Annotated in this window: 16 protein-coding genes; 2 read left to right on the forward strand and 14 right to left on the reverse strand. The window is 73.1% G+C overall.

Annotated features, from left to right (window positions below; translation table 11 throughout):
- Positions 1 to 19: 19 nt before the first annotated feature.
- Positions 20 to 631, reverse strand: coding sequence for a riboflavin synthase (locus LTT61_RS07875; protein WP_233019269.1), 612 nt, complete (start codon positions 629 to 631; stop codon positions 20 to 22).
- A 60-nt stretch (positions 632 to 691) separates the two neighbouring features.
- A complete protein-coding gene (gene rpe, locus LTT61_RS07880; RefSeq protein WP_233020916.1) occupies positions 692 to 1,357 on the reverse strand; it encodes a ribulose-phosphate 3-epimerase in 666 nt (221 codons plus the stop codon).
- 111 nt (positions 1,358 to 1,468) lie between these two features.
- Here rpe and LTT61_RS07885 point away from each other — a divergent pair, with 111 nt between their 5' ends.
- Positions 1,469 to 1,891 (forward strand): ATP-binding protein, encoded by a 423-nt coding sequence (locus tag LTT61_RS07885; protein ID WP_233019270.1) that lies wholly within the window; start codon positions 1,469 to 1,471, stop codon positions 1,889 to 1,891.
- A 14-nt stretch (positions 1,892 to 1,905) separates the two neighbouring features.
- A complete protein-coding gene (locus tag LTT61_RS07890; RefSeq protein WP_233019271.1) occupies positions 1,906 to 2,841 on the forward strand; it encodes an RNA polymerase sigma factor SigF in 936 nt (311 codons plus the stop codon).
- Here the strand turns inward: LTT61_RS07890 and LTT61_RS07895 are convergent, their stop codons facing one another.
- The 12 genes from LTT61_RS07895 to mihF all read right to left on the reverse strand — a co-directional run bounded on the left by LTT61_RS07895 (position 2,842) and on the right by mihF (position 14,432).
- Entirely contained in the window at positions 2,842 to 3,183 is a 342-nt protein-coding gene (locus LTT61_RS07895; RefSeq protein WP_233019272.1) for an MmcQ/YjbR family DNA-binding protein, read from the reverse strand.
- A 63-nt stretch (positions 3,184 to 3,246) separates the two neighbouring features.
- Positions 3,247 to 4,824: an RsmB/NOP family class I SAM-dependent RNA methyltransferase gene (locus LTT61_RS07900; RefSeq protein WP_233019273.1), complete on the reverse strand. Its 1,578-nt coding sequence runs from the start codon at positions 4,822 to 4,824 to the stop codon at positions 3,247 to 3,249.
- On the reverse strand, positions 4,821 to 5,744 hold the full coding sequence (gene fmt / locus LTT61_RS07905; protein WP_233019274.1) for a methionyl-tRNA formyltransferase: 924 nt from the start codon (positions 5,742 to 5,744) through the stop codon (positions 4,821 to 4,823). The genes LTT61_RS07900 and fmt overlap by 4 nt, the downstream gene beginning before the upstream one ends.
- Complete coding sequence (gene def / locus LTT61_RS07910; protein WP_233019275.1) at positions 5,744 to 6,289, reverse strand: peptide deformylase; 546 nt, start codon at positions 6,287 to 6,289, stop codon at positions 5,744 to 5,746. Before def ends, fmt begins: the two co-directional genes overlap by 1 nt.
- A gap of 60 nt (positions 6,290 to 6,349) precedes the next feature.
- Positions 6,350 to 7,378, reverse strand: coding sequence for an esterase/lipase family protein (locus LTT61_RS07915; RefSeq protein WP_233019276.1), 1,029 nt, complete (start codon positions 7,376 to 7,378; stop codon positions 6,350 to 6,352).
- 198 nt (positions 7,379 to 7,576) lie between these two features.
- On the reverse strand, positions 7,577 to 8,251 hold the full coding sequence (locus tag LTT61_RS07920) for a PadR family transcriptional regulator (protein ID WP_233019277.1): 675 nt from the start codon (positions 8,249 to 8,251) through the stop codon (positions 7,577 to 7,579).
- Between the two features lie 107 nt (positions 8,252 to 8,358).
- Complete coding sequence (locus LTT61_RS07925; protein ID WP_420094751.1) at positions 8,359 to 10,422, reverse strand: primosomal protein N'; 2,064 nt, start codon at positions 10,420 to 10,422, stop codon at positions 8,359 to 8,361.
- Positions 10,423 to 10,436: 14 nt separating this feature from the next.
- Complete coding sequence (metK, locus tag LTT61_RS07930) at positions 10,437 to 11,657, reverse strand: methionine adenosyltransferase (RefSeq protein ID WP_233019278.1); 1,221 nt, start codon at positions 11,655 to 11,657, stop codon at positions 10,437 to 10,439.
- Between the two features lie 210 nt (positions 11,658 to 11,867).
- Positions 11,868 to 13,085, reverse strand: a complete 1,218-nt coding sequence (coaBC, locus tag LTT61_RS07935; protein WP_233019279.1) for a bifunctional phosphopantothenoylcysteine decarboxylase/phosphopantothenate--cysteine ligase CoaBC — start codon at positions 13,083 to 13,085, stop codon at positions 11,868 to 11,870.
- Between the two features lie 22 nt (positions 13,086 to 13,107).
- On the reverse strand, positions 13,108 to 13,383 hold the full coding sequence (gene rpoZ, locus LTT61_RS07940) for a DNA-directed RNA polymerase subunit omega (RefSeq protein WP_233019280.1): 276 nt from the start codon (positions 13,381 to 13,383) through the stop codon (positions 13,108 to 13,110).
- 135 nt (positions 13,384 to 13,518) lie between these two features.
- Positions 13,519 to 14,103, reverse strand: a complete 585-nt coding sequence (gene gmk / locus LTT61_RS07945; protein ID WP_233019281.1) for a guanylate kinase — start codon at positions 14,101 to 14,103, stop codon at positions 13,519 to 13,521.
- Positions 14,104 to 14,111: 8 nt separating this feature from the next.
- Entirely contained in the window at positions 14,112 to 14,432 is a 321-nt protein-coding gene (gene mihF, locus LTT61_RS07950) for an integration host factor, actinobacterial type (protein ID WP_067657004.1), read from the reverse strand.
- Between the last annotated feature and the right edge of the window lie 420 nt (positions 14,433 to 14,852).

Raw genomic sequence — 14,852 nt, forward strand, 5'->3', positions numbered from 1 at the left:
GGCGTTCCGCGCCGCCCGCTCAGCCGCGCTGCTGCAACCGCTCCACGTACTTGGCGATGACGTCGACCTCGAGGTTGACGGTGGTCCCGGGGGGCGCGGAGCCGAGCGTGGTGAGCGCGAGCGTGGTCGGGATGAGCGAGACCTCGAACCAGTCGCCGTCGGCGGCCGAGCCGCCGAGCCCGGAGACGGTGAGCGAGGTGCCGTCGACGGTGATCGAGCCCTTCTCCACCACGTACTTCGCGATCTCGGCGGGCAGCGAGACCCGCACGACCTCCCAGTTCTCCGACGGGGTGCGGGCGAGCACGGCGCCGGTGCCGTCCACGTGGCCCTGCACCAGGTGCCCGCCGAGCCTGCTGTTCAGCGCGGCGGCGCGCTCCAGATTCACCCGGGAGCCGATGTCGAGCGCCCCGATGCTGGACCGGTTCAGCGTCTCGGCCATCACGTCGACGGTGAAGGAGTCGCCGACGACCACGTCGTCGACGACGGTCAGGCAGACGCCGTTCACCGCGATCGAATCGCCGTGCGCGGCGTCCGAGGTCACCAGCTTGCCGCGGATGGTCAGCCGCGCGGCGTCGGTGAGCCGCTCGACCGCGACGATCTCGCCGAGCTCCTCCACGATCCCTGTGAACATGTGTCTCCCTCCGGGTCTACCGGTGCGAACATCCCGCACCGGGTCGCGCATTCCCGCCGTTCAGCCCGCGGTGGCGGCCGCCGCCGCGGCCGCGCGGGCGCGCAGCGCGGCCACCGTGGCGGCCGGATCCGCGGTGCCGTAGACCGCCGACCCCGCGACGAAGCAGTCCACCCCCGCCTCGGCGGCGGCCTCGATGGTGTCGGCGTTGATGCCGCCGTCGATCTCCACCAGCAGCCGCAGCTCGCCGGAGTCGACCAGCCGGCGCACCGCCTTCGCCTTGGCGAGCACCTCGGGGATGAACGACTGGCCGCCGAAGCCCGGCTCGACGCTCATCACCAGCAGCGTGTCGAAATCGCGCAGGATCTCCAGGTACGGCTCGATCGGGGTGCCCGGCTTGACCGAGAGCCCGGCCTTGGCGCCTGCCGCGCGGATGTCCCTGGCGACGGCGACCGGGTCGTCGGTGGCCTCGGCGTGGAAGGTGACGTTGTGCGCCCCCGCCTCCGCGTACGGCGGCGCCCAGCGGCCCGGGTCCTCGATCATCAGGTGGCAGTCGAGCGGGATGTCGGTGGCCTTGAGCAGGCTCTGTACGATCGGCAGGCCGAGCGTCAGGTTCGGCACGAAATGCGCGTCCATCACGTCCACGTGCAGCCAGTCCGCGCCTGCCACCGCCCTGGTCTCGGCGGCCAGGTTGGCGAAATCGGCGGAGAGGATGGACGGGGCGATCATCGGCCGGTCGGGGCGGGCGAAGGTGGGAGTGGACACAGCGCGGAGTGTATCGGCCGCGCGCCGCGCAGGTCCGCGCGGTTGTGCCGCCCCGCGGGTGGGTAATCTCTGGGCGTGATCAACATTTCGGCGGAGAAGGGGATTTACAGCACCCCGGTGGAGATCAGGGTGGCGGCCGCGGTCTCGCAGCTGCCCATCGTGCGCGGGCTCGCCGAAACATTGGTGCTGCTCAGCGAATTCACGCTGGACGAGGTAGCCGACGTCCGGCTCGCGGTGGACGAGGTGTGCTCGAACCTGATCGAGGTCGCGGCGCCGGACAGCTATCTGAACTGCCGCTTCGTGGTCGGCGAGACCGACCTGCTCGTGCACGTGAGCGGGCTGGCGGCGACCGAGGGGCTACCCGATCAGCGCAGCTTCGGCTGGCACGTACTGCGCACCCTCGCCGACTCCGTCGAGGCCCACCAGGCCCCGTACGACGCGACCGCCGCCGGCTACCCGACCTGGGTCGAGTTCCGCCGGGCCCGGGCCGAGGCGTGACGGACGGACGGCCCGTGTTCGAGCCACAGCGCGACGCGGCCGGTGCGGAGGCCGGGCCGGACGCGAGCACGCTGCGGCAGCCCGAACCGGAACCGGCCGCGGCGGCTGCGGGCGAGGCCGCCGTCGACGATCCGGAGGAGGACGCGCTCGGCGGCGAGGACGACGCGGTCGCGGAGTACGGCGCCAAGGGCTCGGTCCCCGGCTACGACGACGTCGCCGCGCTCTTCGGCGACCTGGCCCGCACCGAGCCGGGCACCGCGCGGCACGCCGCGGTGCGCGAGGAGCTGATCAACCGCTGCATCCCGCTCGCCGACCACATCGCGCGCAAGTTCAGCGGCCGCGGCGAGCCGTTCGACGACCTCACCCAGGTGGCGCGGGTCGGGCTGGTGCACGCGGTGGACCGGTTCGACGTCGGCCGCGGCTCCAACTTCCTCTCCTTCGCGGTGCCGACCATCATGGGCGAGGTCAGGCGCTATTTCCGGGACCACACCTGGGCCATGCGGGTGCCGCGCCGGGTCAAGGAGACGCACCTGCGGATCGGCGCGGCGATCGACTCGCTCTCGCAGCGGCTCGGCCGCTCCCCCACCGTCAAGGAGATCGCCGCCGAGCTCGGCGTCGACCCGGACGAGGTCACCCAGGCGGTGATCGCGGGCAACGCCTACCAGCCCAGCTCCATCGACGCCGCCTCGCTCGGCCGCGATACCGAGGCCTCGCTGCTCGACACGCTGGGCGAGGAGGAGTCGCAGTTCGACCGGGTCGAGGAGTACGTGGCGATCCGGCCGCTGCTCGCCGGGCTGCCGGAGCGCGAGCGGCGCATCCTCACCATGCGGTTCTTCGAGTCCATGACGCAGACCCAGATCGCGCAGCGGATGGGGATCTCGCAGATGCACGTCTCCCGGATCCTGGCCAAGACGCTGGCCCGGCTGCGCGAGCAGACCACCCGCGAGTAGCTACTCTGCCCGCTGCTCGCGCAGCTTCGCCGGGGCCGCCTGCCACCACGCGCCGTCGACCAGCTCGGCGAGCTGCGCGCGGTCGACCCGGTCCAGGTCGACCAGGATGCTCGCGTAGCCGTCGTAGTGCGGGGTGGTGAAGAAGGCCGGGTCGCCCGAGGCGAGCAGCGCCTCCTTCTCCGCCATCGGGCAGCGCAGCATGACCGCGCCCTCCGCCTCGGTGCGCAGCCGCGCGAAACCCTTGCCGCCCACCTTCAGCGACGGGGTGCGGTACCAGGTGCTCTCTTCGACGCCGGGCAGCTCACGGCCGAGCGCGACGACGTCATCCCAGGTGCAGGCCATGCCGTCCAGTCTGCGCGCCGCGCCGCCGCCCGGCTTGGACGAATGGAACGGCGGCGCGGCGGCTCAGGCGGGTTTGCGCAGGGCGGCCAGGAACATGGCGTCGGTGCCGTGCCGGTGCGGCCAGAGCTGGGCGGACGGGCCGTCGCCCGCGTCGGTGACGCCGGGGAGCAGCGCGGGGGTGTCCAGTTCGAGCGCGCCGGTGCGGCGCACCAGGTCGCCTGCCACGGCCGTGGTCTCGGCCAGGTGCGGGGAGCAGGTCGAGTAGAGCACGACGCCGCCGGGGCGGAGCAGGTCGTAGGCGGCGGCGAGGAGTTCGCGCTGCAGGGCGGTGAGCTCGGCGAGGTCCTCCGGGCGGCGGCGCCAGCGCGCCTCGGGGCGGCGGCGCAGCGCGCCGAGACCGGTGCACGGGGCGTCGACCAGGATGCGGTCGTAGCCGGGCTCGAGGCCGCTGTCCCTGCCGTCCACGACGTGCACCCGGACCGGGAGGTCCCTGGTGGCGCGGCGGACCAGTTCGGCGCGGTGCTCGGAGTGCTCCACCGCGTCCACGGTGTAGCCGTCGATGGCGGCGAGCGAGCCGAGCAGGTTCGCCTTGCCGCCGGGGCCCGCGCACAGGTCGAGCCAGCGGCCGGTGTCGGGGCCGTCGAGCTCGGCGCGGGTGAGCGCGAGCGCCACCAGCTGGCTGCCCTCGTCCTGCACCGCGGCCATGCCGGCCCGGATCGGCTCCAGGTCGCCCGGGTCGCCGCCCTCGTCCAGGTAGACCGCGTACGGCGACCAGCGGCCCTCGGTGCCGCCGGTGACCAGGGCCAGCTCCTCGGCGGTGATGTCGCCGGGGCGGGCGACCAGGTGCACCGCGGGGCGGGCGTCGTCCGCCTCGAGCGCGGCGGCCAGCTCGCCCGCGCGGGCGCCGAGCGCGTCGGCGAAGGACTGGGCGATCCAGAGCGGGTGCGCGTGCTCGAACGCGAGGTGGGCCACCGGGTCGGCCGGGGCCAGCTCCTCGACCCACTCCGCCAGCGTGCGGTTCGCGGCCTTGCGCAGGACCGCGTTCACGAAGCCGGCTTTGCCCTGGCCGTGCTCGGCGCGGACCAGGGCGACCGAGGTGTCCACCGCGGCGTGCGCGCCGATCCTGGTGCGCAGGAGTTGGTAGGTGCCGAGGCGGAGGACGTCGAGGAGGTCGCCGTCGATCTCCGCGATCGGGCGGGCGGCCGCTGCCTCGATCACCGCGTCCAGCTGGCCGCGGGCGCGGCTGGTGCCGTAGGCGAGCTCCGTCGCGAGCGCGGCGTCGCGGCCGGAGAGCTTGTAGCGGCGGAGGAGCGCCGGGAGGGCGAGGTTCGCGTAGGCGTCGCGTTCGCGCACATCGCGCAGCAGATCCCTGGCCGCGAGCCGCGCCCCGTCTTCCGGTGCACCGGAGCGCTTCCCACTCGGGCGGACGCCTGCCTGCCCCTTACCCGGCCGCCGGTCGTCGCCGCGGCCGCGCTTGGCATCGGCCCCCGCTTTCGGGCGGCGCGCGTCGCCCGTCCGGTCCCGCTCCGGGGCGCGCCTGCCGTTCGCGTCCGGACGGTCGTCGGCACCTCGGCCGCCCACCCGGCCCCTGCGGCGATCGTCACCGGCATTCGCGCCGGTGCGGCGCGCATCGCTGTTCATTCGACCACCGTTCCGGTGCCGAGCCGCGCGCCGCGGGCCCAGTCGATGGCTGGCATCATGCGTTTGCCCGGTGGCTGCACCTGGCCGAGGCGGACGGCGGTGGTGGCGGTGCCGATGTAGACCCCGTCCTTGCGCACCTCGACGGAGCCGACCGGCAGCTCGTCCTCGACCAGCTCGACCGGGCCGAGTTTGAGCCGGGCCGAGTCGACGAGGGTCCAGGCGCCGGGGGCCGGGGTGACGGCGCGGATCCGGCGGCCGACGTTCAGCGCGGGCTGATCCCAGCGCACCCGCCCCGCCTCCGGCGCGAGCTTCGGCGCGTAGGAGACCCCGTCCGTGCTCTGCGGCACCGCCTGCAGCGTCCCGTCCTCGACCCCGTCGAGCGTGGTGGCGAGCAGGTGCGCCCCGCTGTGCGAGAGCTTCTCCAGCAGCGTGCCCGCGGTGTCGGTGACCTCGATCTTCTCGGTGATCACGCCGAACACCGGCCCGGTGTCGAGCCCGGCCTCGATGCGGAAGGTGGAGGCGCCGGTGATCTCGTCGCCCGCGTCGACGGCGGCCTGCACCGGGGCCGCCCCGCGCCAGGCGGGCAGCAGCGAGAAGTGCAGGTTGATCCAGCCGTGCGGTGGAATGCCGAGGATCCGCTCCGGCAGCAGCGCACCGTAGGCGACCACCGGGCAGCAGTCCGGCGCCAGCTCGGTGAGCTGTTCGACGAACTCCGGCTCCCCCGGCCTGCCCGGGGTGAAGACCGGGATCCCGTGCTCGTCGGCGAGCAGCGCCACCGGCGACCTGCTCACCTTTCGCCCGCGCCCGGCCACGGCATCGGGCCTGGTGAGAACCCCGATCACGGTGTGCCGCGGCGACTCGAGCAGCGTGCGCAGCGCCGGAACGGCGGGGTCGGGGGTCCCCGCGAAGAGCACCCGCATCAGCGACCGCCCCCCGTGCCGAGCCCGCGCGACTCGCGCACCGTGATCCCCGCGCCGAACCAGTCCGACTCGCGGATGGTGCGCATGGCCTCCTTGCGCGAAGCCGGATCCAGCCGGTCCAGGAAGAGCACCCCGTCCAGGTGGTCGGTCTCGTGCTGCACGCACCGGGCGAGCAGCCCGTCCGCCTCGAAGGAGACCGGAGCGCCGGTGGCGTCGACTCCGGTGGCCCGCAGCCGCAGCGCGCGGCGCACGTCGTAGCGCACGCCGGGAATGGAGAGGCAGCCCTCCGGGCCGACCTGCTCCTCCTCGCCGAGCACCTCGTAGCTCGGGTTCACCAGGTGCCCGGCCGCGTCGCCGGTGTCGTAGACGAAGACCCGCAGCCCGACCCCGATCTGCGGCGCGGCCATCCCGACCCCGCCGTCGTCGTGCATGGTGTCGGTGAGATCGTCCACCAGCCTGCGCAATTCGGCGTCGAAGGCCGCCACCTCGGCGGCGCGCGAGCGCAGGATCGGGTCGCCGAACAGGCGAACGGGCTGGACGGTCACGGCGGACTCCCGGGAAGACGGAACAACGGTCGTCCCATTCTAGAGAGCCCGCCCGGACGGTCAGGAGTTGCCCGCGATCACCACCTGCGGAATGCCGGTGCCGAGCGGGACCGGTGCGCACACCGGCTCCGGCGCGTGCTCCGGATCGAGCACGCCGATCAGCAGCTCCTGCACGAACGGGTCGTAGACCATGTGGAAATGCCCGGTCAGGTCGGCCGCGCAGAGATCCTGCAGCGCGATGTTGCGCGCGTTCGGGCCGTGCAGGGCGATATTGCCGAACGGCTGGATCATCTCGTCCACCCGGCTGCCGACGGTGATGTACTCCGGGCCGGGCACGGTGTCGCCGCCCGCGTTGAGCTCGGTCATCACCGGCGAGCCCTGCGCCTGCTGCACGGCGGCCAGCGAGGTGACCCGCTCGAAGACCTGCAGCACGCCGGGGATGGCCTGCGCGATCGGCACCAGCCCGTACATGACCCCGCCGTAGCTGGGCGAGGCCAGCCCCACCCAGCGACCGACGTTCGGCGCGCCGCCGAGCTTGTTGGTGTAATAGCGGGTCACGTTGGCGCCCTGCGAGAAGCCGACCAGGTCGACCTGTGCGGCGCCGGTGGCGGCGAGCACCTGGTCGACGAAGAGGGCGAGCTGCCGCCCGCTGGCGGGCAGATCCTCGGTGCCGTAGCTCAGCGCCCCCGGCGCGCCGCCGTAGTTCAGGGCGAAGACGCAGAAGCCCGCGGCGGCGAGCCGCGGTGCGATGGCCGAGTAGTCCGAGTAGGCGGAGGAGTCGGTGCCGTGCGCCAGGATCACCGGGCGCGGCCGCTCGGCATCCGGCGTGCAGCCGAAATCGTTGGTGCCGGTGGGCACGACGCGCGGATGCTGCTTCTGGTACCAGGCAGCGGCCAGGTGGTCCGGCTGCGGCGGGCCCTGTTCGGTCGGCACCTCGGCCGCCCGGAAGTCGCTCGGCTGCGCCGACGCCGACCACGGATACATCCCCGCTGCGGTGCCGACCACCGCGCTCGCGACCACCGCCAGAACCGCGGCCCCGCGCCGCAGTTGTGACAATCCCCTACCCCACACCCAAGACGGTTGTTCCATACAACAATCTTCGCGCTCCCCAGCGCTTTTCGCGGCCCGAGCCGCGTGCTTTCACACCTTCGTTACCGCGCGGTCGCCGCACCGTTGCGCAGCGGCCGGGACGCCGGTCGGGGACGGTTTGTCATGCCCCGAATTCCGGTGCCCGAGGCGGGGCCGGAGCCCGGGCATGCCCGGGCGTGTCCGGCCCCGCGCCCGAGGTCACTTCTCGCTCTCGGCCACTCCGGGCTCGTCGTCCTCGGCGAGGATGCGGTACAGGCTGCGGCGGGCCTCGGTGAGCACCTCGGCCGCCTTCGCCGCCTGCGCGGGGGTGCCCGCGGCGGCGACCTGGCCGACGGCGCCCATGAGCGCCCCGATCAGCTCGCGCAGATCCCGCGCGTGCGGCCCGACATCGCCCGCGACGTCCGCCCAGGGGTCGCCGAGCTCGTCCCGGTGCTCCTCGACGTAGGCCACGCCCTCCTCGGAGAGCTTCGCGGTCTTGCGGCCGGAGACCTTCTCGATGACGATCAGCCCCTCGTCCTCCAGCTGCGCCAGCGCCGGGTAGATGGAGCCGGGGCTCGGCCGCCAGACATCCTCGGAGCGCTCGCGGATCCGCTGGATCAGCTCGTAGCCGTGCATGGGCCGCTCGGTGAGCAGCAGCAGGACCGCGGCGCGCACGTCGCCGCGCCTGCCGCGCCCGCCCCTGCCGCGGCCACGGCCGAGACCGGGGCCGAAGCCGGGGCCGAAACCGCCGGGACCGCCGGGACCGAAGCCGGGGCCGAACTCCGGTCCGGGACCGAAGCCGTGCCTGCCGCCGCGGCGGAAGTGCCCGCGGCCCCGCTCGAACGGGGGGCGGGGGCCACGCGGGCCGAATTCTCCGTGCAGTGGGTGTTCCATGATTGCCTCCTCAGGCTCTCGTGTTCGTTTCACAGTATCGACGATATATCGACAATAGATCGAACGCAAGAACTCCGGGAGTTGTTCCCGGTGTTCGGAGGCGGGTGTCAGCCGATGTCGACGGGGTCGATCTGGACGCGCAGCGGGGCGTCCGAGCGCTGCGTGCTGCGCACGGCCTGGCCGGCGGTGAGGGCGCGGGCGAGCGCGGCGCCGTCGGAGCGCGGGACGCGGAGCAGGATGCGCTCGACCGGAGCGCTGCTGTCCGCGGCGAAGGGCGGGCGGGCGCTCTCCGGCAGCGGGACCGGGCCGAGCACCTGCACCCCGTCGGGAAGCGTTGTCGCGGCGAGGAAGTCGGCCACCGACCCGCCGGTGCCGTCGACGGCGGCGAGCCGGACGGCGGGCGGGAAGCCGACCTCGGCGCGCGCCGCCAGCTCGGCGCGCGCGTGCCCGACCGGGTCCCAGCGCACCAGCGCCTGCACCGTCGGCACCCCCGGGTCGGCCATCACGATCACCCGGCCGTGCGGCCGGACCAGCGCGGCCGCCGCGGTCCAGCGGCGCAGCGTGTCCTCGGTGGCGCGCAGGTCGGCGCGGGTGAGCAGGGCCCAGCCGTCGAGCAGCAGCCCGACGCCGTAGCCGCCGCGCACCCGCGGCTCGGCGCCCACGGTGGCGACGACGACCTGCGGCCCCGGCTCGACGGTGTCCAGCACCGTTCCGCCGCCGGAGCCGCGGATCGGCACGTCGGGGAAGGCGCGGCCGAGCTCCTCCGCGGTGCGCGCCGCGCCGATCACCACGGCGCGCAGCGCGCGCGAGGCACAGACCGGGCAGCGGAAGGCCGCCTCGGTGATGCCGCACCACCGGCAGGCCGGGCTGTGCGCGCCGTCGCCCGCGTGCTCGGGCAGCGCGAGCGGGCCGTTGCAGCGGCGGCAGCGGGCCGGGTTGCGGCAGCGCGCGCAGGCCAGCGCCGGGACGTAGCCGCGGCGCGGGACCTGCACCAGCACCGGCGCGCCCTCCTTCAGCGCGGCGCGGGCCGCGGCGAAGGCGACGCCGGGGATGCGGACGGCCCTGGCCACCGGGTCGCGCTCCAGGGCGATGTCGGTGTCGCCGGGCGCGCTGATGTGCGGGGCGTGCTCGCGGACGACGGCGCGGGCGGCCACCAGGTCGTGCGCCCAGCCGGAGTCGACGACGGCCTGGATCTCCGCGGTGCGGGCGAAGCCGGCGGCGACGAAGGCGGCGCCGGTCTCGTGCACGCGGAGCATGGCGACCTCGCGGGCGTGCGGGTAGGGGGCGCGGGGTTCGGCGAAGGTGTCGTCGCCGTCGTCCCAGATGGCGATCAGGCCGAGGTCGCGGACCGGGGCGAAGACGGCGCTCCGCGTGCCGACCACGATCGTCGCGGTGCCGCGGAGCGCCGCCAGCCAGCGGCGGTATCTGGCCGAGGGGCCGAGTCCCGCGGACAACCCGACCACTCGGTCGCCGACCAGGTCTTCGCACTCCGCCAGGACTCGGTCGAGGTCGCGTTGGTCGGGGACGAGGATGAGGCTGCCGTGGCCGGTGGCATCGGTGGTGGCGGCCAGCTCCGCCAGGCGGCGCGGCCAGTCCTCGCCCGGGAGGGCCTGCCAGGCGGCGCGGGGGCCGCGTTGTTCGCGCAGGGCGGTGTGGAACGCCCGGCCGTGGGTGTAGTGCGACCACGCCGCTTCGTCGATCGGCGGGTTCGGCCGCGCGGCGGCCGGGTCGCCTTCGGCGGAGCCGGGTTGCGCGGCCGCCGGTTTTCCCTCGGTGCGCGCGTGCCGGGGCGGGATGGCCAGGCGGAGGACGTCGGCGCGGGTGCCCGCGTAGCGCGCGGCGACGGCGCGGATCAAACGGTCGATCTCGGGGGTGAGGACCTGCTCGGGCGAGACGACGCGCTCGAGCGGGCGCAGGGTTCCCTCGTGCGCGCTGCGGTCGAGGCGGGCCAGCAGGTAGCCGTCGACGAGGCGGCCGGCGAAGCGGATCCGCACCCGGACGCCCGGCTGCGCGACCGCGTCGTACTCGGGCGGAATCAGGTAATCGAAGTCGCGGTCCAGGTGGGCGGGGGTGAGCAGGGGCAGCACCCGCGCGACCGGGCCCGCACCGGGGCTCCCCGGCCGCGGACCGTCCGCCGTGGCGGCGGCACGGTCCGCGTCGGGTTCGTCCACTCCGCTCGGCGGGCCTACAGCCCGGCGGCGGCGCGCAGCTTGTCCGCGCGGTCGGTGTGCTCCCAGGGCAGGTCGATGTCGGTGCGGCCGAAGTGGCCGTACGCGGCGGTCTGCGCGTAGATCGGGCGCAGCAGGTCCAGGTCGCGGATGATGGCGCCCGGACGCAGGTCGAAGGTCTCGTTGATCGCCGCGGTGATCTTCGCCGGGTCGGTCTTCTCGGTGCCGAAGGTCTCCACGAAGAGCCCGACCGGGGCGGCCTTGCCGATGGCGTAGGCGACCTGGACCTCGATCTTGTCGGCCAGCCCGGCCGCGACGACGTTCTTCGCGACCCAGCGCATGGCGTACGCGGCCGAGCGGTCCACCTTCGACGGGTCCTTGCCGGAGAAGGCGCCGCCGCCGTGCCTGGCGAAGCCGCCGTAGGTGTCGACGATGATCTTCCGGCCGGTCAGCCCGGCATCGCCCATCGGGCCGCCGAGCACGAAGCGGCCGGTGGGGTTGACCAGCAGCCGGACATTCGAGATGTCCAGGGTGGGCAGCGCCAGGTCGGCGAGCACGGCGTCGACGACCTTCTCCCGGATATCCGGCGCGAGCAGGTTGTCCAGGTCGATATCGGCGGCGTGCTGGGTGGAGACCACCACGGTGTCCAGCCGGACCGCGCGGTCACCCTCGTACTCGATGGTGACCTGGGTCTTGCCGTCGGGGCGCAGGTAGGGCAGCACGCCGGTCTTGCGGACCTCGGTGAGCCTGCGGGAGAGCCGGTGCGCCAGCGCGATCGGCAGCGGGAGCAGCTCGGGGGTGTCGGTGTTCGCGTAGCCGAACATCAGCCCCTGGTCGCCCGCGCCCTGCCTGGCGATCTCGTCCTCGGTCGTCTCGCTGCCGCCGGTGCGGACCTCGTGCGAGGTGTCGACGCCCTGCGCGATCTCCGGCGACTGCGCGCCGATGGCGATGTTCACGCCGCACGAGTTGCCGTCGAAACCCTTTGCGGAGGAATCGTACCCGATCTCCAGGACCTTCTCCCGGACGATCTTCGGGATGTCCGCGTACGCGGAGGTGGTCACCTCGCCTGCCACGTGCACCTGGCCGGTGGTGACCATGGTCTCCACCGCGACCCGGCTGCGCGGATCCTCGGTGAGCAGCGCGTCGAGGATGGAATCGCTGATGGCGTCACAGATTTTGTCCGGATGACCCTCGGTGACGGACTCACTGGTGAACAGGCGGCTGCCAGACGTCGGCACAGTTGTTCCCTTCCCCTCACGGGTTGCTCGGTCGGTCTGCGACAGTAGCGGTGTCCCGCCGGAGCGCAAGCCTTCTACTCAGACTATTCCAAAGGTGCGACACCGCGAGGACGCCCGGCCCCGCTCCGGCACCCCTCCAGCGGAGGCGGGGGCGGCCCGGAAATCTCCCGGAGTTCCGGTGCCGCGCCCGCAGTCGTTCCGGTGCGGAGATCAGCGGAGCAGCGGGCCGAGCGCGTCGAGCACCCGGCTGGCCAGCAGCGCCTTCGAGCCGTGGTCCAGCGACTGTTCGGTACCGTCGGCGCCGAGCAGCCAGCCGTCGTTGGTGTCGACCTCGAAGGCCTTACCCTCGCCGACGGCGTTCACAACAAGAAGATCGCAGCCCTTGCGCGCGAGCTTGGCGCGGGCGTGGGTGAGCACGTCGCCGTGCTCGTCACCGGTCTCGGCGGCGAAGCCGACGATGACGGTGCCCGGGAGCTGGCCGTCGCCGCGGGACTGCACCAGCCCGGCCAGGATGTCCTCGTTCTTGGTCAGCGGGATGACGTCCGGCTCGCCCGCGCCCTTCTTGATCTTCGTGGTGGCGACGCTGGTCGGCCGGAAGTCGGCGACCGCGGCGGCCATGATCACCGCGTCGGCGCCGACCGAGTGCTTCTCCACGGCGGTCTTCAGCTGGTCGGCGGTGGTGATGTGCACCAGGTCGACGGCGGCGGGCGGGGCCATCTCGATGGTGTTGCCCGCGATCAGCGTGACCAGGGCGCCGCGCTGCGCGGCGACCCGGGCCAGGGCGTAGCCCTGCTTGCCGGAGCTGCGGTTGCCGAGGAACCGCACCGGGTCGAGCGGCTCCCTTGTCCCGCCCGCCGTGATCACCACGCGGCGGCCCTCCAGGTCGCGCGGGACGGCGTCGGTGCGCTCGAGCAGCAGTGTGGCGAGGCCGAAGATCTCCTCCGGCTCGGGCAGCCTGCCCGGGCCGGTGTCGGTGCCGGTGAGCCGACCGGCGGCGGGCTCCATCACGACGGCGCCGCGGCTGCGCAGCGTCGCCACGTTCGCGACGGTGGCCGGGTGCTGCCACATCTCGGTGTGCATGGCGGGCGCGAACAGCACCGGACATCGGGCGGTGAGCAGGGTCGCGGTGAGCAGGTCGTCGGCGCGACCGGAGGCGGTGCGCGCCATCAGGTCGGCGGTGGCGGGGGCGATCACCACCAGCTCGGCCTCCTGGCCGAGCCGCACGTGCGGCACCTCGGGCACGTCGGCGAAGACACCGGTGTGCACCGGGTTGCCGGACAGCGCCTCGAAGGTGGCCTTCCCGACGAACTGCAGCGCCGCTTCGGTGGGGATGACCCGCACCGAATGGCCGGTCTCGGTGAACCGCCGGACGAGTGCGCAGGCCTTGTAGGCCGCGATCCCCCCGCCGACGCCGACGACGATCCGCATGGTTACTCCGCTCCCGCCGGGTTCACTCGCCTTCGGAGTGCTCGAGCAGGTCCGAGTGGATCTCGCGCATGGCCACGGAGAGCGGCTTCTCCTGCAGGCCGGGCTCGACCAGCGGGCCGACGTACTCGAGGATGCCGTCACCGAGCTGGTTGTAGTAGTCGTTGATCTGACGCGCACGCTTCGCCGCGTAGATGACCAGCGCGTACTTCGACGAGGTGCGCTCGAGCAGCTCGTCGATCGGGGGGTTGGTCAGGCCGATCGGGGTGTCGTAGGCGGGCACGGCGGTGGTGTCGGTCACTCGGGAGACTCCTGCGTTCTCGGTGGGCGGAAAGGTCCGGTTCGCGAGAACCGGACGGAGATGAGCGGCGGGTCGGCGGGCCACCGGGGTTCTCGCGCCGTACGGCGCGAGAACCGGGTCACCGACCGGCTCGGGTCACGAGCTGGAATTCGTGCTGACGAACAACGATACCAACTGCTCACAGGCACTGGTCAGATCGTCGTTCACGATCACGATGTCGAACTCGTCACAAGCGGCGAGTTCGATCCGCGCGGTTTCGAGCCTGCGCTCGATCACCTCGGGGGATTCCGTCCCGCGCGACCGGAGCCGGGAGACGAGTACGTCCCAGCTCGGCGGGGCGAGGAAGACCAGCAGTGCGTCCGGAATGGCCCGGCGCACCGAGCGGGCGCCCTCCAGGTCGACCTCGACCAGGACCGGTCGGCCGGCGGCCAGTGCGTCCCGCACCGGCCCGGCCGGGGTGCCCGAACGTTGGAGCCCGCCGTGGATGTCCGCCCATTCGAGGAGGTCGCCCGCCGCGATCATCGCGTCGAACTCCGCCCTGGCGACGAACCGGTAGTCGCGCCCGTCGAGCTCACCGGGCCTGGGGGCCCGGGTCGTCGCCGAGACGCTGAACACCAGCTCCGGCAGCTGCTCCCGCACGCAACGTACGACCGTCGACTTCCCGACGGCCGAGGGGCCGACCAGTACTACCAGCCGACCCTTCCGCGTGTGTCCGACCACCCTCGTCGTCAGGCGTCGAAGTCGAAGCGAGCGAGCAGCGCCTTGCGCTGCCGGTCGCCGAGACCCCTGAGCCTGCGGGTGGGGGCGATCTCGAGCTCGCTCATGATCTCCGCCGCCTTGACCTTGCCGACCTTCGGCAGGGCCTCCAGCAGCGCCGACACCTTCATCTTGCCGAGAATCTCATCGTTCTCGGCGTCCGCGAGGACCTTCTTCAGGTCGGTCCCACCACGCTTCAGGCGCTCCTTGAGCTCTGCCCGAGCGCGGCGAGCGGCAGCCGCCTTCTCCAGAGCAGCGGCGCGCTGCTCATCGGTCAGCTGGGGAAGGGCCACGGTTCCTCCGTCTCATCGTTCATTGCAACAACGACTGCCGGTAACCCGACAGTCTCAGCGACCGTACCCACGACGCCCGCCGATTGCGAACCCGCCCCCCAGGTCAGCGCATGATTCCGCGGGTCCGCAGAGGGACGCGGGAGAGTTTCGCGCGTTGCTCACCGAGGGTACGCCGCCACCGCTGTGACCTCGCGGAACCCGCGCCGACCTGGGACTTTGGTGCGATGTCCGGAATTTGCGTGGAAGTAGCGATGCCCGGAGCGCGATGGCTGCCGACCGGCACCCGCGCGACCTGCAATTTTCTCGAAAATCTCGGCGTGTCCAGCAAAGACCTTCGGCGTGTCGCGGATTTTTTCCCGATTGAGAACTTTGTACCCGGCCCTGGAAAAAGTCGTGCCCGAGCGCGGAGAAATCCGCGCT

Origin of the sequence: Nocardia asteroides, from assembly GCF_021183625.1 — a bacterium.
Classification (GTDB): domain Bacteria; phylum Actinomycetota; class Actinomycetes; order Mycobacteriales; family Mycobacteriaceae; genus Nocardia; species Nocardia asteroides_A.